Origin of the sequence: Dyella thiooxydans (genome assembly GCF_001641285.1) — a bacterium.
GTDB classification, from domain to species: Bacteria; Pseudomonadota; Gammaproteobacteria; order Xanthomonadales; family Rhodanobacteraceae; genus Dyella_A; species Dyella_A thiooxydans.
The window spans coordinates 945,921-969,467 of the sequence record NZ_CP014841.1 but is presented as its reverse complement, the minus strand read 5'-3'; the positions used below and the strand labels follow the sequence as shown (position 1 = coordinate 969,467).

Below are 23,547 nucleotides of genomic sequence, written 5' to 3'. Positions count from 1 at the left end.
GCGGGCAACCGCGGCGTGACAGTTAGAGGAATCATCGCCGGCACCCGGAATGGTGTCGTACTTTTGCCGCCCTCCCGCAAGCGGCGCGATCCCCGGCAGGCCGCCCCCAGTGGCGCCACCGAGGCACGCGACGCGCGGAAGGTCCAAGGAAAACAACACAATGAAGCGCATGTTGATCAACGCAACTCAGCGTGAAGAGTTGCGTGTGGCCATCGTCGATGGCCAGACCCTGTACGACCTCGATATCGAAATCCCCTCGCGCGAGCAGAAAAAGGCCAACATCTACAAAGGCCGCATCACCCGCGTCGAAGCCTCGCTGGAAGCCTGTTTCGTCGACTATGGCGCCGAGCGCCACGGCTTCCTGCCGATCAAGGAAATCGCCCGCGAGTACTTCACCCCGGGCCTGGATCCGCACAAGGCGAACATCCGCGAGCTGCTGAAGGAAGGCCAGGAACTGGTCGTCCAAGTCGAGAAGGAAGAGCGCGGCAACAAGGGCGCTGCACTGACCACCTACATCAGCCTCGCCGGCCGCTACATGGTGCTGATGCCCAACAACCCGAAGGCGGGCGGCGTCTCGCGCCGGATCGAGGGCGAGGATCGGCAGGCGCTGAAGGAAGCGCTGGACCTGCTCAACGTACCGGATGACGTCGGCCTGATCGTGCGCACCGCCGGCATGGGCCGCGACGCCGAAGAGCTGCAGTGGGACCTGGACTACCTGCTCACCCTGTGGCGCTCGATCTCCGAGGCCGCCGCCAAGCAGAAGGCTCCGTTCCTGATCTACCAGGAATCGAAGCTGTTCATCCGTGCCCTGCGCGACTACCTGCGCAATGACATCGGCGAGATCCTCATCGACGAGGAATCGCTGTTCAACGACGCGCGCGAGTTCATGCAGCAGGTGATGCCCAACGCCCTGCGCAAGCTCAAGCTGTACAAGGACGATACCCCGCTGTTCTCGCGCTACCAGATCGAGACGCAGATCGAGAGTGCGTTCGATCGCCAGGTACGCCTGCCCTCCGGTGGCTCGATCGTGATCGACCAGACCGAGGCACTGACCGCGATCGACATCAACTCGGCCAAGTCGACCAAGGGCGGCGACATCGAGGAAACCGCCTTCAACACCAATTGCGAAGCTGCGGTGGAGATCGCCCGCCAGCTGCGCATCCGCGACGCCGGCGGCCTGATCGTCATCGACTTCATCGACATGGACAGCCCGCGCCACCAGCGCGAGGTCGAGGAGAAGCTGAAGGACGCCCTCAAACTCGATCGCGCCCGTGTGCAGGTCGGTCGCATCTCGCGCTTCGGCCTGCTGGAGATGTCGCGCCAGCGCCTGCGCCCGAGTCTGGGCGAAGCGACACAGATCGTCTGCCCGCGTTGCGAAGGCCACGGCCACATCCGCAGCGTGGAGTCGCTGTCGCTGTCGACCCTGCGCCTGATCGAAGAGCACGCGATGAAGGACAACACCGGCCAGGTGCTGGTGCAGGCGCCGCCGACGGTTGCCAACTTCCTGCTCAACGAGAAGCGCGCCAGCGTCGTCGAGATCGAACTGCGCAACAAGGTGCACGTGGTCATCGTTGCCGACCGCAAGTTGCAGACCCCGCACATCGAGATCCAGCGGATCAAGGAAGCGGAGATGGGCGAGCACAGCAAGCCCAGCTACGAGCGCCTGACCGCTGTCGAGGCCTCGCCGATCCCGAAGATGGGCCAGGCCCTGGGCAGCAGCGAGCAGCCCGCGGTCAGCGGCGTGGTTCCATCCACGCCAGCTCCGGTCCGCGAGGAAACTGCCCAGGTCGCCGCAGCAGCACCTGCCCCGAAGGCTGCGCCGCGTCTCCAGGCAGCGGCGCCCGCACCGGCCCCGTCCGGCGGCCTTCTGACCCGACTGCTGGGCTGGTTCCGTGGCCCGGCCGAAGCGCCTGCACCGTCCGAACCGGACAGCAGCGAGCGCTCCGGCAATCGTCGTCAGGGGCCGCGCCGCGACGAGCGCAATCGTCCCGCCCAGCAGGCCCAGGGCAATGCATCCCAGGGCAACAAGGGCAATCGCCGCGAACAGGGCCAGCAGCCCGGTCGCAGTGGCAATGCGCAGCAGCAAAAGGGCAATCGCCAGCGCGGTGGCGAACAGGAACAGGCAGGCCGCTCCCGCCAGGAAAAAGCCGCTTCCGGCAATAGCCCTCGCCAGGACAAGGCACCCCAGCCGCGTCCGCAGCCGAAGTCGGAATCCGCGAATGCGAAGGCGGATTCGGCCGGCACCCCGCCGGCCAGCAACCGTCCGGAGCGCCAGGCTCCCGCCGCAGCGGCGCGCCCGCAATCGCCGCAGGGTCCGGCCGTGAGCGAAGCACCGGCCGAAGAGCCGAAGAAGTTGGTAACGGCGGCCGCCGAGCCGGTCGCCGCGACGGGGCAGGCTCCTGCGGAAGGTGCTGCCGAGGCCACCGACGGCAGCACCCCGCGTCGCCGTCGCGGCCGTCGCGGCGGCCGCCGCCGCCGCCGCCATGACGAAGGCACCGCCGGTACGACGGCCGATGCTGCGTCGCAGGCCGATGGACTGGATGATGAGGATCGCGACGATCAGCACGATGGCACCGGTGAAGGCGCGGCCCCCGCACCGTCGACGCGCCCCGCCGAAGCCGGTGCGGCTGCGATCGCAGCGGCAATCGTGACCTCCGCATCGGCTGACGTGTCGACCGAACCCACCCTTCCGGCCAACACCGAGAACGCGGCCGAAGCCAGGACCGTGACCATGGCTCCGCCGGTGGCGACGGTGACTACGTCGGCAATGACATCGTTCAACCTGCCCACCTTGCCGCCGATTCCGCCGGCATCGGCCGAGCCCGCTCAAGGCAACTATTCCGAGGCCGACGAACCGGTCCAGGAGGTACCGTCGATAACCGTGGCCACACCGGCACCTGCGCCTGCGCCTGCGCCTGCGGTGACGGTAACCACACAGGAGGAGAAGCAAGACGACACGGTGTCCGTGGCCCCGCTACCTCAGGCAGAAAACGAGATGGCTCTGCCTGGCGTGACCGACACCGATGCCATCGCGCCCACTCCCGCAGCCAGCCCGGCGGCAGAACCTGCGATCACCATCGCTGCAGGCCCGGCGCAGGGTGACCTGCTTGCGCAAGCGGCGACTGTGACGCCAACGCACACGCCCCGGGAAGCGATCGAACCGCCCGCGGCCACCAAGCATGCAGCGCTCGAACCGGGAGCAACGACCGAGCCCCCTGCCTCCGAAACGCCGGAAGCGGACAAGGAAGACGCACCGGAACGCAAGCAGGACGGCAATACCGAAACGAACTGACCGGATGCCGGCGAAAGCTGGTGTTCCCGATAAACAAAAGCCGGGCAAATTGCCCGGCTTTTGTTTGGCCGCCACGTGTGGCGTCGTTACGCTCAGGCGTTGGCGTGCTGCGCCTGCGTGTCGATCAATCCGTGTACTGCCATCAGATGAGCCAGGCTGATCACGTGGTCGACATTGAGCTTTTCCATCAGACGCTGCTTGTACGTCGACACCGTCTTCGGACTGAGATTGAGCTGCTCGCCGATCAGCGTCAGCGGCTTGCCGCGCACGAGCATCATTGCCACTTCGAGCTCGCGGCTGGAGAGCGTGTCGAACGGCGAGTCGCTGCCATCCAGCGTTGCCAGCGCCAGCTGCTGCGCCACGGCCGGCGCAAGATAGCGACGACCACTGGCCACCTGGCGAACCGCCGCCAGCAGCTCTTCAGCGGTGCACCCCTTGGTCAGATAACCGAGCGCGCCGGCATCGAGCAGACGCTTCGGAAACCGGGCGTCGTCGACCACCGTCACGATGACGATGTGGGTATGCAGCTTGGACCGCACCACCCGCTCGGTGAGCTCGATACCACTCATGCCAGGCATGTGGACATCCACCAGTGCGATGTCGGGCGCCAGGGTGCGGATCAGGCGCAAGCCCTCCTCCGCGCTCCCCGCCTCCCCGCGAATGCGAATATCCGGTTGCTGTTGCAGGATCATCCGGAAGCCGGTGCGAACCAGCTCGTGATCATCCACCAGGACAACATTGATCACTACGCTACCCTCCTTGGGTACTGAATCATATTGCGCGCAAATTCCACTGCGCGCCAGCAGCCGGCAAAGCATGTCCGCTTGCCATCAAACCACCCTTTCCACCATGGATGACACATGCGGGCCGGCATCAAGACGCTCGTCACAACCGACGAACGGGAAATAGCTTGCCATCGCTTTGTGGGTCGATGCCGTAGGAGCACACCTACCGACCGCGTACGGTATCCACCGCAAGGCAGGCGAAAAGTGGCGGCGGTCGCACAGTACCCCGCACACCGGCCATCGAAGCGGGCGGACAGCTAGCTTTCGGGAAAGGATTGAAGGAACTGGCTGCGTGCCAGCTCGTCCCCGCGTCTAGTGCGGGCCTCAGAACACCAGGAAACAAGATCGCTCCTTGCCGCCAACGCCTCGGGCGTGGTCGAACGGGCCCTCTCGCCCGCCAGCATCCCTGCAAACAATCGCAGCCCGCGCCACAGCACAGAGCCTGCTTGCATCGTTTGCATTTTGACTCCCCACAGCTGCCCCTGTGCAGCCGCAGAAAAAGACTAGCAACACTTTGCGCCTCGTGCACGCTGCGATCACAAAAACATCGAACAACAAAAAAGCCGCCTTGCGGCGGCTTTCGATCCGGGGCTGGCGCTGCTCTGCATGCCCCGCTGTTGTTGGTGCCAAGGGGGGCAACGAAAAAGCCCAACTCTTGGGGCCTTCAGGGGCCATTGGAAATTTATGCCCCCAAAAATGCCCCCAACCTCACCGCCCCAGCATGGGGCGTGTCCTAGATTTTGTGTAACCGGGTCCCAGGCAGGACACTGCCGCCAGACCCGGAGAGACCATGAGTCCACGCAAACACGAGGTGCCCGACGAGCTGCTTAGCAGCCTGTTGGCGAACTACAAGAAGCCCGAAGACCTGATCGGCGAGAACGGCCTGCTCAAGCAGCTGACCAAGCTGCTGGTCGAGAAGGCGCTGGATGCGGAGATGACCGAGCACCTCGGTCACGATAAGCACGAGCCGGTGGCCAACCCGGCCGGCAACACCCGCAACGGCCGCAGCCGCAAGACGCTCAAGGGCGAGTTCGGCGAGCTGCCGATCGAGATCCCGCGCGACCGGCACGGCAGCTTCGAGCCGAAGCTGATTCCCAAGCACCAGACTCGCTGGAGCGGCTTCGACGACAAGATCCTGTCGCTCTACGCCCGCGGCATGACGGTGCGCGAGATCCAGGCGCACCTGGAAGAGATGTATGGCACGGAGGTCTCGCCGAGCCTGATCTCCTCGGTCACCGATGCAGTGATCGACGAGGTGAAGGCCTGGCAAGGCCGGCCGCTCGATCCGGTGTATCCGATCGTCTACCTGGACTGCATCCATGTGAAGGTGCGCGAGGGCGCGGTGCGGGTGAAGGCGGTCTACCTGGCCATTGGCATCACCATGGCCGGCGAGAAGGAGGTCCTTGGGCTGTGGCTGGCGCAGACCGAGGGCGCCAAGTTCTGGCTGCAGGTGGTGACCGAGCTGCGCAACCGCGGGGTGCAGGACATCTTCATCGCCTGCGTCGACGGCCTGAAGGGTTTCCCCGAAGCGATCGAGACCGTATTCCCGCACACGACGGTGCAGTTGTGCCTCGTACACATGGTGCGGCACAGCCTGAACTACGTGTCGTGGAAGCGACGGCCGGAGGTGGCCGCCGACCTCAAGCGCATCTACACCTGTGCCACCGCCGAGGAGGCCGAGCAGCGGCTCGCCGAGTTCGAGGCCCGCTGGGACAAGGAATACCTGCCGATCGGGCAGTCCTGGCGACGCAACTGGCCGCGCCTGATCCCGTTCTTCGACTACCCGCCAGAGATCCGCAAGGTGATCTACACGACCAACGCCATCGAGTCGGTGAACATGAGCCTGCGCAAGCTGACCAAGCACCGCGGGGCCTTCCCGAGCGACGAGGCACTGGTGAAGCTGTTCTATCTGGCCCTGCGCAACATCAGCAAGAAATGGACGCTGCCGATCCGTGATTGGAAGGCCGCGCTCAACCGCTTTACGATCCAGTTCGAGGAACGACTCCCTCAGCTGTAACTCGAATCCCGGTTACACAAAATTCTGCACACGCTCGAATCCAGCGGGTCTTGTTGGCTGTTACTTCGGCGACTTCCTGCCGAGCCATCCAGTCGTGGGCCACCGCTTCGAACGTGTCGGCAGCCACTGCCGCTGCCTCGGCGCGGGCCTGCTTGGCCTCCTTCCGCGCAGCACTCGGGTCTACGCCTCGGGCGATCAGGCGACGGGCCTTGTCTCGTTCCTCGCGGGCCTTGCTCAACGGCACCTCGGGATAGACGCCCAGCGCGAGGCGCTTCTCCTTTCCCGCGAAGCGGTACTTCAGCCGCCAATAGCGGGAGCCGTTCGGCATCACTTCCAGATACAGGCCGGCGGCGTCCGCCAGTCGGTAGGGCTTGTCGCGCGGAGTGGCCTTCCGTGCCGCAATATCAGTCAGTGCCATGGGGGCATATTCCCGGCTTGACGGGGGCATCTGCCCCAGGTGCCCCCAAATATGCCCCCTGCCTTGCCCGGATTTCAACGCACCTTGCTGGACGATTCTGGACGTTCAGGCACAAAAAAACCCGCTAAGTTGCGGGTTTCCTTGTGTTTCTTGGACTCTATCGGACGTCCTGAAACTATCGTATGGTGCCCAAGGGGGGACTCGAACCCCCACGCCTCTCGGCGCTACCACCTCAAGGTAGTGCGTCTACCAATTCCGCCACCTGGGCAGGTGTCTTACTTTTTGCTGCTGCTCGCCGATGCGGGAGCCGCGGCAGCAGGCGCTGCTGCGGGAACGTCACCGGTGCTGGTGGCCGGCTTGGCCGCCTGCGGCACGTCGCTGTTCACCGCCGCAGCGGGCTGCGCATTTTGGGAGGCTGGCGCCGACTTGGCAACCCCCGCCATCACACCGAGATCGTTGTCCGATGCCTTCGGCGTGCCGCTGTGGCTCAGGTACATACCCATGCCCAGGCTCAGCAGGAAAAACAGGCCCGCCAGCACCGCCGTCGTGCGACTCATGAAGTTGGACGAGCCGCGGGCGCCGAACACGGTCGCCGAGGCGCCGCCACCGAATCCCGAGCCCGCATCGGCGCCCGCGCCGCGCTGCATGAGGATCAGCACGATCATCGCCGCGGCCACCAGGATGTAGAACACGCTGAAAATGACGAACATGACTATTTTTGGATTCCGTTGCGCTCAACGAGCGGCTTCGCAGATGCCGAGGAAATCGCCGGACTGCAGGCAGGCACCGCCCACCAGGCCCCCGTCGACATCCGGCTGCGCGAACAGTTGCGCAGCGTTTCCGGGCTTGACGCTGCCGCCGTAAAGCAGCCGAGTCAGACCCGCAATCATAGCATCCTCCCGGGCCAGTTGGCTACGAATGAGCGCGTGCACCTGCTGCGCCTGCTCCGGTGTTGCCGTGTGGCCGGTGCCGATCGCCCACACCGGTTCGTAGGCGATCACCGCCGTATCGAATGGCGCGATACCCACCAGGTCGAGCACCGCCTTGACCTGACGCTGCACCACCTGCCCGGTCTCCCCCGCTTCGCGCTGGGCCAGCGTTTCGCCCACACAGAGAATCGGCGTCAGCCCGGCGCCGAGCGCGGCGACGAACTTGCGGGCCACCAATGTGTCGCCCTCCTCGTGGTACTGGCGGCGTTCCGAGTGACCGACCAGCACCCAGCCGGCGCCCACGTCGGCGAGCATGGCGGCCGATACTTCGCCGGTATAGGCCCCCTGCCCCTCATGCTCGCTCACATCCTGCCCGCCCAGACCGATCCCGGCCCGGGCACAGGCATCGGCGACCAGCGCCAGATAGGGAAACGGCGGGATCACCAGCACATCCACTTCCGGTGTCTGATGGGCAGCCAGTTCGGCGACGAGCGAGCTCGCCATGGAACGGCTGCCATGCATCTTCCAGTTGCCTGCGACCAGCTTCTTGCGCATGGGATGTCCCGCAAAAAAGCGCGAGCTTAGCGATGCTCCGGGCCCCGGACAATTGCGCTGGCAGCCAATGCAGACTCCCGCGAAGATGACCGCCTACCCACAAGGAACTCCGTGATGTCCGACAAACGCCCCTGCAGCCTCATCACCGGCGCCTCCGCAGGCATCGGAGCGGCCTTTGCCCGGGCGCTGGCCGCCCGAGGCCATGACCTGGTGCTCGTCGCCCGCCGCGAGGATCGCCTGCACGCCCTGGCCGAGGCGCTACGTGAGCGGCACGGCACGCGCTCCTTGGTGCTCGCCGCCGACCTCGCCGATCCATCGTCTCCGCAGCGCCTGTTCGAAGCATTGGAGGCGGAGGGCTATGCCGTCGACTGGCTGGTCAACAATGCCGGCTACGGCCTGCCCGGCACCCTGGTCGCCAATCCCTGGCAAGCTCACGCCGACTTCATCCAGGTGATGATGACCGCGCCGACCGAACTGGCCTGGCGGCTGCTTCCCGGCATGCGCGAGCGGGGGCATGGGCGTGTGATCAACGTGGCGTCGCTGGCCGGTTTCGTTCCTGGCACGGCCGGTCACACGCTATACGCGGCTTCCAAGGCCTATCTGATCAAGCTCTCGCAATCGCTGGCACTGGAGAACCGCGATGCCGGAGTCCATGTCTGCGCACTCTGTCCGGGCTTTACCTGGTCGGAGTTCCACGACGTCACGGGTACCCGCCAGAAGATGAATGCGATGCCTCGCTTCATGTGGCTAAGCGCCGAGGAGGTCGCTCACCAGGGTGTCGACGCCGTCGAGCGCGGCGCGGTGGTGTACGTCCCGGGGCGCGTCAACCGCATCATCAAGACCATCACGGAACTGCTGCCCGATCGTCTCTCCCTGTGGCTGTCCCACCGCGAATCCGCGCGCTACCGCAACCGCCACGACTGAGGTCCATGCGCTAACGTGCACAGCCTGGACCATCGTCGCGAGATCCCAGCATGTCCCTTTTTCCCAACCACCCTGCGATGCAGCCGTTGCCCTACCGGAAGCCGACCGAGGGGCGCGACTACTGGGTGGTCGACGAGGTGCTGCCGAACCCGGACGAGGTGCGCCAGCGCTGCCTGGCCAAGACCGACTGGGAATACGGCTACCCGACCACGGGCGAGGTCTGGCCAGGCATGCGCGCGAACGACGCGCTGCTGCCGGCCGAACTGGAGGCGCTGGAAGCGCGGGTGCGCCAGCTCACGGGCGCCAAACGCCTGTGGGTGGGCCAGACCGAAGACGGCCTGAGGCTCAACCACAACGTGGTGCAGGTGGTCGGTTCGCTGGAAGGTGCGGTCAAGCCGCACACCGATTCGCTCAACCTGTGCCGCTACGCCGCGGTGATCTATCTCAATCCCGACGTGCCGGAGCGCTGCGGCACCAGCTTTTTCCGCCAGCGCATGCCGAACGGCCAGCTGGCCGGCAACATGGTGATGCCGCCGCATCGCAACCTGGTCGACGCGCTGGGGAGTCGTTTCGTCGCGCCCACGGCCTTCGTCGAGGACGTGCGCGTGCCGCACCGCTACAACCGCCTGCTGCTGTACAAGTCCAACATCATCCACAGCGCCAGCAGCTACTGGGGGATGGATGGTGTCGAGTCCAAACGGATGACCGCCCTGTTCTTCTGGATGGCCTGAATGCAAAACGGGGAGCCTTCGCTCCCCGTTTCATCCGCAGCGCCGTCAGCTCGGAAAATCAGATCAGCTTGATCTCGCGCAGGCGCTGCATCAGGTACTCGTGCGAGGTCATCGAGGTGTCGTAACGGCTCGGGTTGTCCGGCGTCACGCACTGCGGCAGCGGGTCGAGCACCACGTCCGGGTTCGGATGCAGGAAGAACGGCACCGAGTAGCGCGGCTTGCGCGCATTCTCGTTCTGCGGGTTCACCACCCGATGGGTGGTGGACGGGTACACGTGGTTGGTCAGCCGCTGCAGCATGTCGCCGATGTTCACCACGATGGCGTCTCCCCGGGTGGTGATCGGCAGCCACTGGCCCTCGCGGGTCAGCACTTCCAGCCCTTCGGCGCTCGCCCCCACCAGCAGGGTGATGAAGTTGATGTCCTCGTGGGCGCCGGCGCGCACGTTGGGAATGTTGTCCTCGGTGATCGGCGGGTAATGGATCGGCCGCAGGATCGAATTGCCCTGGTCGGTCTTGTCCTCGAAGTAGCTCTCCGGCAGGCCGATGTGCAGGGCCAGCGCGCGAAGCACACGCGTGCCGAGCTGGTCGAGCGCCTCGAACAGGCCGTAGCCGTACGCCTTGAAATCGGGCACTTCCTCCGGCCACAGGTTCGGCGGCATCACGTCGGCGAACTTCGAATCGCGCGGAATTTCGCGCCCGACATGCCAGAACTCCTTCAGGTCCGGGTAGCTGCTGTCCTTCGCAGTCTCCACCTTGAACGGCGTGTAGCCGCGCGCACCGCCGGACCCGGGCACGTGGTACTTCATCTTGGTCTCGGCCGGCAGCGCGAAGAAGCGCTTGAAGGCGTCGTAGGCGCCATCGACCAGTGCCGGGTCGATGCCGTGGCCGCTGATGCAGCAGAAGCCGAATTCACGGTAGGCCGCGCCGAGCTCGGCGACGAAGGCGTCGCGGTCGCTGTCGTAACGGCGGATATCGAGGGTGGGAACGTTCTTCAAGAGTCTGACTCCAGGTTGGCGTGCGGTCGATTTCATCCGCCACCGCAAGGGCGGGGCACGTCGGGCCATTCCATGGCGACCTGGATACAGCTAGAGCAGGCTCACGAGCGTTCGGCGACGGATTTTACGACGTCTGCCAGGCTCTGCGCCAAAGCCTTCACTTCATCGGCATCGGCCCCCTCGACGGTGATGCGTACCACCGGCTCGGTACCCGAGGCGCGCAGGAACACCCGGCCGCGGCCCGCCATCTGCTGCTGGGCTGCGCCGACGGCCGTCGCCACCTCGGCATCCTCCAGCACGGCTTTGGCATTGCCACTGAAGCGCACGTTGAGCATCACCTGCGGCAGCTTCACCAGGCCGGCGCGGGCCTGCACCAGATCCTGGCCCGACTCGGCCAGCGCCTCGAGCACGGCGAGCGCGGCGACGATGCCGTCGCCGGTGGTGGCGCGGTCCAGGCACAGCACGTGGCCGGAGGTCTCACCGCCGAGCACGCCGTCGTGCGCGCGCAGCTGCTGCAGCACGTAGCGGTCGCCCACGTTGGCGCGCACCAGCGGCACACCCATCGCGGCGAGCGCCTTCTCCAGCCCATAGTTGCTCATCAGGGTGCCGACCACCGGCCCCTTCAGCTCGCCCTTGGCCTGCCAGGCGCGGGCGAGCACGTAGAGGATGTCGTCGCCATCCGCGACGGCACCGGTGCGGTCGACCAGCAGCACGCGGTCGCCGTCGCCATCGAAGGCGATACCCAGGTCCGCACCGCGCTCGACTACGGCCTGCTGCAACGCCTCGGGATGGGTGGAGCCGACGCCCCGGTTGATGTTGAAGCCGTCCGGGGTGTCGCCGATGGTGAAGACCTCGGCGCCGAGCTCGGCGAACACCTTCGGCGCGACCTGGTAGGTGGCACCGTGCGCGCAATCGAGCACGATCTTCATGCCGTGCAGGCTGAGCTCCTCCGGCACGGTCGCCTTGCAGGACTCGGCATAACGCGCCACGGCGTTGTCGATGCGGGTGGCCTTGCCCAGGTTTTCCGACGGCACGGTGACGAAGTCGCGCTCCAGCTCGGCCTCGATCGCCAGCTCGACCTCGTCGGGCAATTTCTCGCCGGTGGCGGAGAAGAACTTGATGCCGTTGTCGTCGAACGGGTTGTGCGAGGCACTGATCACGATGCCGGCCACGGCACGCAGCGAGCGGGTGAGGAAAGCCACCGCCGGGGTCGGCAGCGGACCAAGCAGGCGCACGTCCACACCGGCCGCCACCAGCCCGGCCTCCAGCGCGGACTCGAACATGTAGCCGGAGATGCGCGTGTCCTTGCCGATCACCACCGCCGGGTGCTTCGGCACCTGGCCGCCGGCGATGCTGGGTTTGGCGCGCGCGGCCAGCACCGTTCCTGCGGCACGACCGAGGCGCAGCATGAAGTCGGCGCTGATCGGCCATTGTCCGGCCCGGCCGCGGATGCCGTCGGTACCGAAGTACTTGCGCTGGGTCATGCGTATGTCCTTGAAGGCTGGAAAGGAAGTCGGGCAGCCACCGTCGGCGGCGGCGGATCAGTCGTCGTCCGGCCAGCGCGGCATCGACGGCGCCGTATCCTTGCGGCGCGCAGGGCGGTTGGCGTCCACCGCATGCCACACCGTCAGTGCATCGACGGTAGCCTGCACGTCGTGCACGCGCACCAGCTTCGCGCCCTGCTGCACGGCGATGAGTGCCGCGGCGACCGAACCGGCGGCGCGGTCCGCGGGCGCGCTGCGCCCGGTGATCGTGCCGATCATCGACTTGCGCGACAGGCCGGCGTACACGCCAGCGCCCAGGTCGGTGAAACGCCGCAGTTCGCGCAGCAGCTCGAGATTGTGTTCCAGCGTCTTGCCGAAGCCGAAGCCCGGATCGACCAGCACTTTGCGCCTGTCGATACCGGCCAGCTCGCAGGCGAACAGGCGATCGGTCAAGAAGCGGTGCACCTCGCCGACCACGTCGTCGTAACGGGGATCGTCCTGCATGCCGCGCGGCTCGCCCTGCATGTGCATGATGCACACCGGCACGCCAAGCGACGCGGCCGCATCGAGCGCCCCTTCGCGGCGCAGTGCGTAGACGTCGTTGATCATGCCGGCACCAGCCGCCACCGCGGCGCGCATCACCTCGGGCTTGGAGGTGTCGATCGAGATCGGCTTGTCGGTGCGCGCGGCCAGCGCCTCGATCACCGGCAGCACGCGCGCCAGTTCGTCCTGCTCCGACACGTCGGCCGCACCCGGTCGGGTCGATTCGCCACCGACGTCGAGCATGTCGGCGCCCTGCTCCACCATCGCCAGGCCGTGCGCCACGGCGGCATCGAGGTTGGCGTAGAGGCCGCCGTCGGAAAACGAATCGGGCGTGACGTTGAGGATGCCGACCACCCGCGGACGATCCAGCGTCAGCGGGCGGCCGTTGCAGTCCAGGACGGTGGCGAACAGGTCGGCGGCGGACATCGTCGTGCTCAGGCCAGCCCGCCCAGCGCGCCCATGTGCTGGCGGTAGTAGCGCAGCTCGTCGATGGAGTCGCGGATGTCCGACAGCGCGGTGTGCGCCGAGTCCTTGCTGAAACCCTTGCCTACGGACGGCGCCCAGCGGCGGGCCAGCTCCTTGAGCGTGGAGACGTCGAGGTTGCGGTAGTGGAAGTAACGCTCCAGCTGCGGCATCTGGCGATGCAGGAAGCGGCGGTCCTGGCAGATCGAGTTGCCACACATCGGCGACTTGCCGGCTGGCACCCAGGCCTTGAGGAATTCCACCGTCGCCTGCTCGGCTTTCGCGTGGTCGGCGGTGGATTCGAGCACCTGCTGCCAGAGTCCGGAGCGGCTGTGCTGGTTGCGATTCCAGCTGTCCATCGCTTCGAGCCGGTCGAGCTCGTGGCGAATGGCGAAAACCGGCCCTTCGGCGAGGACGTTGAGGTCCTTGTCGGTGACGATGGTGGCGATCTCCAGGATGGAATCGGCGTCCGTGTCGAGGCCGGTCATCTCCAGATCGATCCAGATCAGGTTGTCGTTGTCTTGGCTCATGTGCCCTCCCGGGCTGCGGATTCTAGCAGCAGGCATGCCACGCGCCGCCCCATGCGATGATCGCCCGATGCAGACCTTCTTCTGGCACGACTACGAAACCTTCGGTGCGGACAGCCGGCGGGACCGGCCGGTGCAGTTCGCCGGCATCCGCACCACCATGGAACTGGAGATCGTCGGCGAGCCGGTGATGTTCTTCGGCAAGCCGCCCAGCGATGCCCTGCCCCATCCCGAAGCCTGCCTGATCACCGGCATCACGCCACAGCAGGCCGAACGCGAGGGCGTGATCGAGGCCGAGTTCGCCGCCCGCGTGCACGAGCAACTGGCCGAACCGGGCACCTGCGGCGTGGGCTACAACTCGCTGCGCTTCGACGACGAGGTCACGCGGCAGCTGCTGTACCGCAACTTCTACGATCCCTACGGCCGCGAGTGGGAAAACGGCAATTCGCGCTGGGACCTGATCGACCTGGTGCGCATATGCGAGGCACTGCGTCCGGAAGGCATCGCCTGGCCGACCCGCGAGGACGGATCGCCCAGCTTCAAGCTGGAACACCTGGCCCAGGCCAACCACCTGCAGCAGGAACGGGCGCACGACGCGCTGTCGGACGTGCACGCGCTGATCGACCTGGCCCGCCTCATCCGCGTGCGGCAACCCAGGCTGTGGGACTGGCACTTCGCCCTGCGCCGCAAGCAACGGGTGTTCGAACTGCTCGACGTGGCCGGGATGACGCCGCTGGTGCACGTGTCCTCGCGCTACCCGGCCAGCCAGCACTGCCTGACCCTGATCGCCCCGCTGGCATTGCACCCGGCCCGTCCGGGCGAGGTGATCGTCTACGACCTGCGCCACGATCCCGAAGAGCTGATCGCGCTGGATGAGGAGGAGATCGCCGACCGGGTCTTCACCTCGCGTGCCGACCTGCCCGAAGGCGTCGAGCGCATCGCGCTGCGCACCGTGCGCGCCAACCGTGCCCCGGCGCTGGCGCCGCTGTCGGTGCTCAAGGGCGCGGACCTGGATCGCCTGCAGCTCGACGTCGACCGCTGCCTCGGCCACGCTGCCACCCTGCGCGACGCGACCGGGTTGCGCGACAAGGTGCAGCGCCTGTTCAAGCAGGCGGCGGCGATGCCTCCGGCGGAGGATCCGGAGCTGGCGCTGTACGACGGGTTCCTGCCGGACGCGGACAAACGGCGCCTCACCGAGGTGCGTGGCACGCCGCCGGAAGCCCTGGCCACGGCCGGCATCACCTTCCGCGACCCGCGCTACACAGAGCTGCTGTTCCGCTACCGCGCGCGCAACTGGCCGCAGACGCTCAGCGTGGAGGAGCAGGACCGGTGGCAAACCTTCCGGCGCGACCGGCTGACCCGCCTTACCCCGCTGACCGGCCTCACGCTGGACGACTACTTCACCCGCCTCGAGCAGATGCGGAACGATCCCGCGCTGGCGGAACGACGTCCCCTGCTCGACCAGCTCGAGGCCTGGGGCCGCCAGCTCGCCGCCGAACTCCAACCGCTCGCCTGACCGACCCGCCGATGCCCACCACTTACTTTTCGCCCGCGACCTTCCGCTTCCTCAAGGCCCTGGACCGCAACAACAGCCGCGAGTGGTTCCTCGACCACAAGACGGACTACGAGCAGCACGTGCGCGAACCCTTCCTTGCCCTGATCGCCGACATGCAGGCGCCGCTGACGAAGATCAGCCCGCACTACCGCGCCGACGCCCGCAAGAACGGCGGCTCGCTGTTCCGCATCCACCGCGACACGCGCTTCTCCAACAACAAGCTGCCGTACAAGCCCTGGCAGGGCGCGCGCTTTTTCCATGAGCGTAGGCACGAGATCGCCGCGCCCTCCTTCTATGTGCACATCCAGCCCGGCGACTGCTTCGCCGGTGGTGGCATGTGGCACCCGGAGCCGGACGACCTCAAGCGCATCCGCGCCTTCCTCGCCGACAACCCCGCCGCGTGGAAAAAGGCCACGCAAGGCAAGGCTTTTCGCGAACGTTTCGAGTTCTGGGGCGAGTCGCTGAGCCGCCCGCCGCGTGGCTACGACCCCGACCACGAGCTGATCGAGGACCTCAAGCGGAAGGACTTCGCCGCCGGCCAGGGCTTCGACGAGGCACTGGCCTGCTCGCCGCAGCTGCTGCCCACGCTGGTGGACATCTACCGCCACCTCGCGCCGCTGAACGACTACCTGTGCGCCGCGCAGGAACTGGAGTTCTAACCCGCGGTAGGAGCGCACCCTGTGCGCGAATGCTCTTGGCCTCGATACGCGAGAGGCATTCGCGCACAGGGTGCGCTCCTAGCGGCGATGGCCGATGCCGGCAGCTTCAGGCACCGGGACTCGGTGGCATCCGTCTCCCGGTGCGCAGGCCCGCGGCCACCGCGATCGCCGCCAGCGCGGCCAGCGCCACGTAATGGGCCGGCGCCAGCGGTCCGAAGGCCTTCAGCGTGGCGCCGATCAGTGGCGGGGTCAGGCCGCCGAACACCGCGTAGGCCACGTTGTAGGAAAACGACAGGCCGCTGAAGCGCACCGACGGCGGAAACGCGGTCACCATCACCGTCGGCACCACGCCGACCACGCCCACGGCGAAACCCGCCAGCGCATACAGCGGCAGGAAATGCGCTGCGCCGTGGTGCAAATCCAGATAGAGCGCGTACGTGGCCAGCAACAGCGCCGCCGCACCCGCCGCCAGCGTGCGCGCCGGACCGAACCGGTCCGACAGTGCACCGAACACCAGACAGCCCAGCGCCAGCGCAGCCGATGCCACGCTGTTGCCGAGAAACGCGACGGACGGCGGCAGGTGAAACACCACCTGCACCAGGGTCGGCGTCATCAGGATCACCACCACGATCGCCGCGGTCAGCGTCCAGGTCACCACCATCGAACGCGCCACCGCACCGCCGTGCGCCCGCAGCACGCGCTTCAGCGGCAACTCGTCGGCCAGCGCGCGCTGCGCCTGCATCGCCTCGAATACCGGGGTCTCGCGCAGCCAGCGCCGCAGCCAGACCGCCACGAAGCCGAACACGCCGCCGAGCAGGAACGGCAGCCGCCAGCCCCAGGCGAGCAGCGCGTCGTGACCGATCCTCTGATGGATCGCCGCGGTGAGCAGCGAACCAATCAGGATGCCCACGGTGAGCCCCGAGGTCAGGCTGGCGCAGGCAAAGCCCACCCGCGACGGCGGCACATGCTCGGCGACGAACACCCAGGCGCCCGGCACCTCGCCGCCCACCGCCACGCCCTGCAGCACGCGCAGCACCAGCAGCATCACCGGCGCCAGCGCGCCGATCTGCGCGTACACCGGCAACAGGCCGATCAGCAGCGTGGGAAGCGCCATCAGGAACACACTCAGCGTGAACATCCGCTTGCGTCCCAGCAGGTCGCCGTAGTGCGCCATCACGATGCCGCCCAGCGGTCGCGCCAGGTAGCCGGCGGCGAAGATGCCGTACACCTGCAGTTGCGCCAGCCAGGGTGAGGTGCCTTTCGGAAAGAACAGCTCACTCAACGGCAGCGCGAGGAACACGAACACGACGAAGTCGTAGAACTCCAGCGCGCCGCCCAGCGCCGCCAGCGTCAGCGTTTTCAGCTCGGACCGGCCAAGGCGATCGTCAACGGGAGATGGGCGGGCGGCAACGGGACTGCGCATGCTGGGCGGGACTCGCGTCGAGACGGGCGCGTCACCTTACCCGAAGCACCGGCGTGTGACGCGTCGCACCTTTCTGCCGCTTTGCGTCAAGACCACGGTCATCTCCCGCTGCTAGCCTCCATTCGCCGCCGCATGGTCGTCAGGGGTGACCGCGGCGGCAGTCGGTGCCCTAGGGGGAGGCGCCACATGCCATGGTCGACCTGCCGCAAGCCACGGATGGTTTGTCTCGCCCGTGCCTGCGTCCGCAGGCGATCCCACGCGCGGCCCCGAGGCCGCATCGAAAGGGAGAGACGACGTGAAACGCATGATGCTGACAGGGGCACTGGCACTGGCCAGTGCGGGGGTACACGCCGCCACCGGAGTGGCGCTGGTGCACGGCACGGGCAAGCAGACCGATGCCTACAACAACTACTGGCAATCGGACATGGTCGAGGGCATCCGCAAGGGCCTGGCCGATCCGAACAACCTGCTGGTGGTGAACTGCGACTTCGACCAGTACATGTGGGACGACCGCGCGGCCGGCTGCCTCGCCGGCCAGCTCACCAGCTTCATCCAGAACCGCAACATCGACCGCCTGATCGTCATCACGCACTCCAACGGCGGCAACGTGATGCGCTGGATCCTGTCCAACCCGACCTACGACGCGCGCTATCCCGCGATCATCCAGCGCATCGTCAAGGTGGACGCGATCGCGCCGTCCAGCGCAGGCACGCCGCTGGCCGACGCGGCGATCGCCGGCAACGTGTTCGAAACCTCGCTGGGCTGGCTGCTCGGCTACAAGACCGACGCGGTGCGCCAGCAGCAGGTCGGCTGGATGGCCACCTACAACCAGCAGTACCTGCTCGGTACCTCCGGACGTCCCGCCCTGCCGGTGCCGTTCCGCGACGTGGTCGGCACCGACGTGGTGTCGGCGGTGTGGTCCAGCCAGGCCTACTGCGGCGGCTACACCCAGAGCGTGGGCCTGGAGATCACCCAGAACTGGCTGAGCAGTTGCTCCGACGGCTTCATCGAGTGCTCCAGCGCCCAGGCCGCCGGCACGCTCTGGTTCAAGGACAGGACGCGCACCAGCGGCGGCCAGGTGCTGAACCACAACCAGAGCCGGCGCGCCTGCTTCGGCCTGCCCTCCATCCTCGCCAACGACCTGAAGGGGTGATCGCGATGAACCGACGGATCCTTGCCGCCGGCGTCCTCGCCGGCCTTTTCGCCACATCCGCCTTTGCCGGCACGCACACGCTGCTGCCCGCCACACCGACCGACATGGTGCCGGTCGCCCTGCAGGCAGCGCCCGCACCGATGCCTGCCACTGCGGCCGCCCTCGCCGGCGTGGACATCCCGCGCCCGCACGCCGAGCACCAGCCGGTCAGCGTGAGCTGGGCGCTGCCCGCCGACGCCCCGGTGAACCCGGTACCGCAACCGTTCGCCCGCGCCAGTCGCGAGTACTGGACCGACGTCTCGGCCACCGAGATGCAACGCGGCGTGGAGCTGCCGCTGTCCGCACCCGGCGCGGTGATCCGGGTCAGCCCCGGCGACCCCAAGGGCGGGCGACTTGAAGCCACCGGCGTGACCTTCCGCATGAACGGCCAGACCCTGGCCGGTGACCGCGCGGCCAGCACGGTCGGCGACGTGGCCTCGTTGCGTGCCGCCGGCATGGCTGTGCCGGACGCCTCGCTGGTGATGCAGCTGCGTCCCGAACTGGGCGCCGGCCCGGTCACGCTGCAGGCGCCAAATGCCAGCGGCCGCTACGTGGTGCACGTGTTCGAGCCGAAAAGTCCGTTCACGGTGACCGCCAAAGCCGACCGCGACGACCTGCTGCTGGGTCAGCGCCTGCACCTGGACGTGGCGATGAAGGACGGTGATCGCCAGCGGCCGCTGCAGGCGGTCGGCGGGTTCCTGCGCGCACCGGACGGCAGCACCACCCTGCTCGACTACCACGCCAACACGGACGGCAGCTTCAGCACCGACGTGGCGCCGGTGCAGCCGAGCAGCACGCCCGGCCTGTGGGAGCTGCACAGCTTCACCATCGGTGACGACGGCCAGGGCCATGCGGTGCGGCGCGACACCACCAGCGTGTTCGCCGTGGCCACGCCCGACGCGAAACTCGACGGTACCGCCGACACCCGTCGCGCCGGCCGTCACGGCATCGACATCGCGCTCGGCGTCACGGTGGACAGCGCCAGCCGCTTCGCGGTGTCCGGCGTGCTCTACGGGCGCGATGCGAAGGGCCGCATGGTGCCGGGCGCGTTCGCGCAGTCGGCCGCCTGGCTGAAACCGGGCGAACGTCGGCTTGTGCTGCGCTTCGACCCATCGAGCGTCAGGGGCATCGGTGCGCCGTACGAGCTGCGCGACCTGCGCCTGCAGGACCAGCCGGCGATCAGCCTGGTCGAGCGCCGCGCGCTCGCACTGCGGTTCGACCGGCCGTAAGTGGATGTCCATCACCGCGGCGGAGCGCTTCTCCGCCGCGGTGAACCGGAAGCATCCAGGCCCGTCAGGCCTCGGCGAACGGAAACGCCAGCACGTCGGCGATGGCATCGCTGCCGGCCAGGCACATCAGCAGCCGCTCGACGCCCAGCGCCACGCCGGCGCAATCGGGCATCGCATCGAGTACGGCGAGCAGGCAGCGGTCGAGCGGCACCTCGGGCAAGCCGCGGGCTCGGCGCCGTTCGTTGTCGCGCGCGAACCGCGCGGCCTGCTCGGAGGCGTCGTTCAATTCGTGATAGCCGTTGGCCAGCTCGTAGCGGCCCAGATACAGCTCGAAGCGCTCGGCCAGCGGCGGCTCGCCGGGGCGCACGCGCGCCAGCGCGCACTGGCTGGCGGGATAGTCGTGGATCACCGTGATGCGGTCGGGCGGAAACGCCGGCTGCAGTCTGTGCGTGATCAGCAGATCCAGCCAGTCGTCGTGCTCCAGGCCTTCCGGATCGATGCCGGACTCGCGCAGCGGCATCTGCAGCGCCTGAAGCGGATCGTGCAATGGATCGATGCCCAGCTCGTCGAGGAACAGTTGCCGGTAGCCGCTGATCACCACCTCGGCGCGTCGCCCCACCAGGGCCAGCGCCTCCTGCACCAGCTCGATGGTCTCCTCCATCAGCCGGTGATGGTCCCAGCCGACGCGGTACCACTCGAGCATGGTGAACTCGGGATTGTGGCGGCCGCCGGCCTCGCCGTTGCGGAACACCCGGCCCAGCTCGTAGCAGTCGCCGACGCCGGCGGCGAGCAGACGCTTGAGCGGAAACTCCGGCGAGGTGCGCATCCAGCGCTGTGGCGCACCGGCATCAACGTGTCCGGTGAAGCGGGTGACGAAGCTCTCGATGTTCGGGTCGGTATTGCCCGCCGCCGAGAGGATCGGCGTCTCCACCTCCAGCACCCCGCGGCGGGCGAAAAATGCGCGGACCTGCGTATACACCTGCGCCCGCAGATGCAGATGTCCATGGTCGGTGCGCGGACTCATGCCGTCCACGCCGCCTGTTGCACGATCACCCGTCCGCCTTCGGTGTCCACGAAGCACCGGCCGAGACGCTCCCAGTAGGGATTGGCGGCGGGCACCCGGGCGAAGCCGGCGCGTGCCATCGCCGCGGTCCGCTCCAGCCAGTCCCGGTGCTCGGGCACGTAGACCACCAGCGCCTGTTCCGGGTGCGGTGCAGGCGGTGGCGCCTCGCCCCGCACGTGGACAAACTCCAGGTGCCACGCTCCCTTCGGCTCGCCGAGGATGACGCCATCGAAGCCTTCGTGATCGACGAAGCGCCCCAGCTCGTGAAGGCCCAGGCCCGCACGGTACTGAGCCGTCATGCCCTCAAGGTCGCCACAGGCCCGTGCCACGCGCAGGACCGGCAAGCTCATGGCGCGACCCCATGTTCGGCCAGCAGCGCCAGCAATTGCGCCTCGTCCCATACCGGCACGCCCAGCTCGTTCGCCTTGTCGAGCTTGGAGCCGGCCGCTTCGCCAGCCACCACGAAGCTGGTCTTCTTGGAGACCGAGCCGGCGACGTTGGCCCCCAGGGATTCCAGAAGGTCTTTCGCCTGATCGCGGCTGAGCGAAGGCATCGTGCCGGTGAGCACCACGGTCTGTCCGGCCAGGGGTGCCTCGTCGCCGGCGGCACCTTCCGGTATCGCAGCGAGCAGGTGCCGCATGGCCTGTTCAGCCCGGGCGAAGGCATGGCGATGGTGACGATCGGCCAGCATCGCCTCCAGGTTGATCGCCGCGGCCTGCGGCACGCCGGCGACGATCCAGTGCGCCGAACCGGCCTGCTCCAGCGCCTCCAGCGTGGCGTACTGCGCGGCCAGGAGTTTCGTGCTCTTCGGGCCGAGCTTGGACACGTTGGCGATGTCCAGCAGCACGCCGAGGTCCAGCCGCTCGCGCAGCTTCGGCGACGGTTCGCCTTCGTCGGTGAAATGCACGCCGGCGGCCAGCAGCGCATCGACCACCTGCTGGTTGCCCTTCTGCGCGAAGAACGCGGCGATGGAACCGGCCACCTCGGCGCCGATGTCCGGCAGCACCCGCAACACCGGTGCCGGCATGCTGCGCACGAACTCCAGGCGGCCGAGCCAGGCCGCCAGCGTCTTGGCCGTGCTCTCGCCGATGTGCATGATGCCCAGCGCGAACAGGAAGCGCGCCAGCGTAGTGGTGCGGCTGGCGTCGATCGCCTCGACCAGATTCTCCGCCCACCTGGTGGCGATCTTGCCCTGCTTGACGGTCTCGGGAACCGTGCCGTCGCGCTCGTCGGCACGCTGCTTCATGGCAACGAAATCGTCCACGGTCAGCGCGTAGAGGTCGGCCGGCGTCCTGACCATGTCGAACTCGACCAGCGCGTCGACGTAGCGCTCGCCCAGGCCGTCGATGTCCATAGCGCGGCGCGCGGCGAAATGGATCAGCGCCTCCTTGCGCTGCGCGGCGCAGAACAAGCCGCCGGAGCAGCGGTAGGCGGCGGCGCCCTCCTCGCGCACCAGCGCCGAACCGCACACCGGGCAATGCGCCGGCATGTGCCAGGGATGGGTGTGTGCCGGCCGATGCTCTTCGACCACGCGCACCACCTCGGGAATCACGTCGCCGGCGCGGCGCACGATCACCATGTCGCCGACGCGCACGTCGAGCCGCGCCACCTGGTCGGCGTTGTGCAACGTGGCGTTGGTCACCGTCACGCCGGCCACCTGCACCGGCGCCAGCCGCGCCACCGGGGTGGCCGCGCCGGTGCGGCCGATCTGGATCTCGATCGCCTCGACCCGGGTCATCTGCTCCTGCGCCGGGAACTTGTGCGCGATCGCCCAGCGCGGCGCGCGCGAGACGAAGCCCATGATGCGCTGGCCGTCGTAATCGTCCAGCTTGTAGACCACGCCGTCGATGTCGTACGGCAGCGCATCGCGCTTGGCACCGATCGCGCGGTAGTAGGCGATCAGACCGTCGAAGCCGGTGGCGGTGGACACCTCCGGCGACACCGGGAAGCCCCAGTCACGCAGCTTCTGCAGCGTCTGCGAGTGGGTCGGCGGCAGCTCGCCGTCCTCGACCACGCCGACGGCGTAGGCGAAGAAGCTCAGCCGTCGCTTCTGCGTGATCGCCGGATCGAGCTGGCGCAGCGAACCGGCCGCGCCGTTGCGCGGGTTGGCCAGGGTCTTTTCGCCGTAGCTGCGGGCGTGTTCGTTGAAGGCCTCGAAGTCCCTGCGCAGCATGATCACTTCGCCGCGCACCTCCAGCACCTCGGGCCAGTCGGCACCGCGCAGGCGGAGCGGGATCGCGCGCACCGTGCGCAGGTTGGCGGTGACGTCCTCGCCGGTCTCGCCGTCGCCGCGGGTCGCGCCCTGCACGAACACGCCGTGCTCGTAGCGCAGGCTGATCGCCAGGCCGTCCAGCTTGGGCTCGACCGAGAACACCGGATCGCGGCGGTCCAGCGTCTGCTCGATGCGCCGCTCGAACTCGGCCACTTCATGGAAGCGATCGCGGTCGGTGTCGCCCTCCTCGCTGAAGGCGTTGCCCAGCGACAGCATCGGGATGGCATGACGCACCTCGGCGAAGCCGCCGGTGGCGCGGGCCCCGACCTTGCGGGTGGGCGAATCGGGCGAAGCCAGCGCCGGGTACTGCGCTTCCAGCGCCTCCAGTTCGCGCATCAGGCGGTCGTACTCGGCGTCCGGGATCGTCGGATCGTCCAGCACGTGGTACTGGTAGTTCGCCTGCTCGATCTGTTCGCGCAGGGCGGCGGCACGGGCGGCGATGTCGTGGGGAACGGTCATGCGGGAGCTTGGCGTGTCGAGGCAGGCGCGCAGT

20 protein-coding genes and 1 tRNA gene are annotated in these 23,547 nt (G+C 67.6%); 8 read left to right on the top strand and 13 right to left on the bottom strand.

The window, feature by feature from the left end; translation table 11 throughout:
• Positions 1 to 160: 160 nt before the first annotated feature.
• Positions 161 to 3,292: an Rne/Rng family ribonuclease gene (locus ATSB10_RS04495; protein WP_063670819.1), complete on the top strand. Its 3,132-nt coding sequence runs from the start codon at positions 161 to 163 to the stop codon at positions 3,290 to 3,292.
• A 92-nt stretch (positions 3,293 to 3,384) separates the two neighbouring features.
• On the opposite strand, the gene ATSB10_RS04490 is transcribed toward ATSB10_RS04495, so the two are convergent.
• Complete coding sequence (locus tag ATSB10_RS04490) at positions 3,385 to 4,038, bottom strand: response regulator (protein WP_026107178.1); 654 nt, start codon at positions 4,036 to 4,038, stop codon at positions 3,385 to 3,387.
• An 829-nt stretch (positions 4,039 to 4,867) separates the two neighbouring features.
• On the opposite strand from ATSB10_RS04490, the gene ATSB10_RS04485 reads away from it, so the two are divergent.
• Positions 4,868 to 6,094 carry an IS256 family transposase gene (locus ATSB10_RS04485; protein ID WP_063670059.1) on the top strand — a complete coding sequence of 409 codons (1,227 nt, stop codon included), beginning with the start codon at positions 4,868 to 4,870 and terminating at the stop codon, positions 6,092 to 6,094.
• On the opposite strand, the gene ATSB10_RS18860 is transcribed toward ATSB10_RS04485, so the two are convergent.
• From ATSB10_RS18860 to tpiA, 4 genes are all read right to left on the bottom strand, one after another.
• On the bottom strand, positions 6,057 to 6,512 hold the full coding sequence (locus tag ATSB10_RS18860) for an Arm DNA-binding domain-containing protein (RefSeq protein ID WP_083966069.1): 456 nt from the start codon (positions 6,510 to 6,512) through the stop codon (positions 6,057 to 6,059). The genes ATSB10_RS04485 and ATSB10_RS18860 overlap by 38 nt on opposite strands.
• Positions 6,513 to 6,695: 183 nt before the next feature.
• A tRNA-Leu gene (locus tag ATSB10_RS04480) sits at positions 6,696 to 6,780 on the bottom strand.
• A 7-nt stretch (positions 6,781 to 6,787) separates the two neighbouring features.
• Positions 6,788 to 7,222, bottom strand: coding sequence for a preprotein translocase subunit SecG (gene secG, locus ATSB10_RS04475; RefSeq protein WP_063670818.1), 435 nt, complete (start codon positions 7,220 to 7,222; stop codon positions 6,788 to 6,790).
• Positions 7,223 to 7,246: 24 nt separating this feature from the next.
• The gene (gene tpiA, locus ATSB10_RS04470; RefSeq protein ID WP_063670816.1) at positions 7,247 to 7,996 is read right to left on the bottom strand and encodes a triose-phosphate isomerase; all 750 of its coding nucleotides are present in this window, start codon (positions 7,994 to 7,996) and stop codon (positions 7,247 to 7,249) included.
• Positions 7,997 to 8,110: 114 nt separating this feature from the next.
• Here tpiA and ATSB10_RS04465 point away from each other — a divergent pair, with 114 nt between their 5' ends.
• Complete coding sequence (locus ATSB10_RS04465; RefSeq protein ID WP_063670814.1) at positions 8,111 to 8,920, top strand: SDR family NAD(P)-dependent oxidoreductase; 810 nt, start codon at positions 8,111 to 8,113, stop codon at positions 8,918 to 8,920.
• Positions 8,921 to 8,970: 50 nt separating this feature from the next.
• Complete coding sequence (locus ATSB10_RS04460; protein ID WP_063670812.1) at positions 8,971 to 9,651, top strand: DUF6445 family protein; 681 nt, start codon at positions 8,971 to 8,973, stop codon at positions 9,649 to 9,651.
• A gap of 58 nt (positions 9,652 to 9,709) precedes the next feature.
• Here ATSB10_RS04460 and ATSB10_RS04455 read toward each other — a convergent pair whose 3' ends face one another.
• The 4 genes from ATSB10_RS04455 to orn form a co-directional block, all read right to left on the bottom strand.
• Positions 9,710 to 10,645, bottom strand: a complete 936-nt coding sequence (locus tag ATSB10_RS04455; protein WP_063670810.1) for an isopenicillin N synthase family dioxygenase — start codon at positions 10,643 to 10,645, stop codon at positions 9,710 to 9,712.
• Between the two features lie 101 nt (positions 10,646 to 10,746).
• Positions 10,747 to 12,129 (bottom strand): phosphoglucosamine mutase, encoded by a 1,383-nt coding sequence (gene glmM / locus ATSB10_RS04450; protein ID WP_063670808.1) that lies wholly within the window; start codon positions 12,127 to 12,129, stop codon positions 10,747 to 10,749.
• 57 nt (positions 12,130 to 12,186) lie between these two features.
• The gene (gene folP, locus ATSB10_RS04445) at positions 12,187 to 13,098 is read right to left on the bottom strand and encodes a dihydropteroate synthase (RefSeq protein WP_063670806.1); all 912 of its coding nucleotides are present in this window, start codon (positions 13,096 to 13,098) and stop codon (positions 12,187 to 12,189) included.
• 8 nt (positions 13,099 to 13,106) lie between these two features.
• Entirely contained in the window at positions 13,107 to 13,664 is a 558-nt protein-coding gene (gene orn / locus ATSB10_RS04440) for an oligoribonuclease (protein ID WP_063670803.1), read from the bottom strand.
• 67 nt (positions 13,665 to 13,731) lie between these two features.
• Between orn and sbcB the strand changes: the two genes are divergently transcribed.
• The gene (sbcB, locus tag ATSB10_RS04435; protein ID WP_063670801.1) at positions 13,732 to 15,177 is read left to right on the top strand and encodes an exodeoxyribonuclease I; all 1,446 of its coding nucleotides are present in this window, start codon (positions 13,732 to 13,734) and stop codon (positions 15,175 to 15,177) included.
• 11 nt (positions 15,178 to 15,188) lie between these two features.
• Positions 15,189 to 15,875, top strand: a complete 687-nt coding sequence (locus ATSB10_RS04430; protein WP_063670799.1) for a DUF2461 domain-containing protein — start codon at positions 15,189 to 15,191, stop codon at positions 15,873 to 15,875.
• Between the two features lie 106 nt (positions 15,876 to 15,981).
• Here the strand turns inward: ATSB10_RS04430 and ATSB10_RS04425 are convergent, their stop codons facing one another.
• Positions 15,982 to 17,298: an MFS transporter gene (locus ATSB10_RS04425; protein ID WP_063670797.1), complete on the bottom strand. Its 1,317-nt coding sequence runs from the start codon at positions 17,296 to 17,298 to the stop codon at positions 15,982 to 15,984.
• Positions 17,299 to 17,602: 304 nt separating this feature from the next.
• Between ATSB10_RS04425 and ATSB10_RS04420 the strand changes: the two genes are divergently transcribed.
• Together ATSB10_RS04420 and ATSB10_RS04415 are read left to right on the top strand one after the other, a co-directional pair.
• Positions 17,603 to 18,451: a hypothetical protein gene (locus ATSB10_RS04420; protein WP_063670795.1), complete on the top strand. Its 849-nt coding sequence runs from the start codon at positions 17,603 to 17,605 to the stop codon at positions 18,449 to 18,451.
• Between the two features lie 5 nt (positions 18,452 to 18,456).
• The gene (locus tag ATSB10_RS04415) at positions 18,457 to 19,719 is read left to right on the top strand and encodes a DUF4785 domain-containing protein (RefSeq protein ID WP_236886488.1); all 1,263 of its coding nucleotides are present in this window, start codon (positions 18,457 to 18,459) and stop codon (positions 19,717 to 19,719) included.
• Positions 19,720 to 19,783: 64 nt separating this feature from the next.
• On the opposite strand, the gene epmA is transcribed toward ATSB10_RS04415, so the two are convergent.
• The 3 genes from epmA to ligA are packed head-to-tail and all read right to left on the bottom strand — an operon-like array spanning position 19,784 to position 23,513.
• Positions 19,784 to 20,743, bottom strand: coding sequence for an EF-P lysine aminoacylase EpmA (gene epmA, locus ATSB10_RS04410; protein ID WP_063674330.1), 960 nt, complete (start codon positions 20,741 to 20,743; stop codon positions 19,784 to 19,786).
• Complete coding sequence (locus ATSB10_RS04405; RefSeq protein ID WP_063670791.1) at positions 20,740 to 21,132, bottom strand: VOC family protein; 393 nt, start codon at positions 21,130 to 21,132, stop codon at positions 20,740 to 20,742. Before ATSB10_RS04405 ends, epmA begins: the two co-directional genes overlap by 4 nt.
• A complete protein-coding gene (gene ligA / locus ATSB10_RS04400; protein WP_063670789.1) occupies positions 21,129 to 23,513 on the bottom strand; it encodes an NAD-dependent DNA ligase LigA in 2,385 nt (794 codons plus the stop codon). Before ligA ends, ATSB10_RS04405 begins: the two co-directional genes overlap by 4 nt.
• Positions 23,514 to 23,547 lie beyond the last annotated feature (34 nt).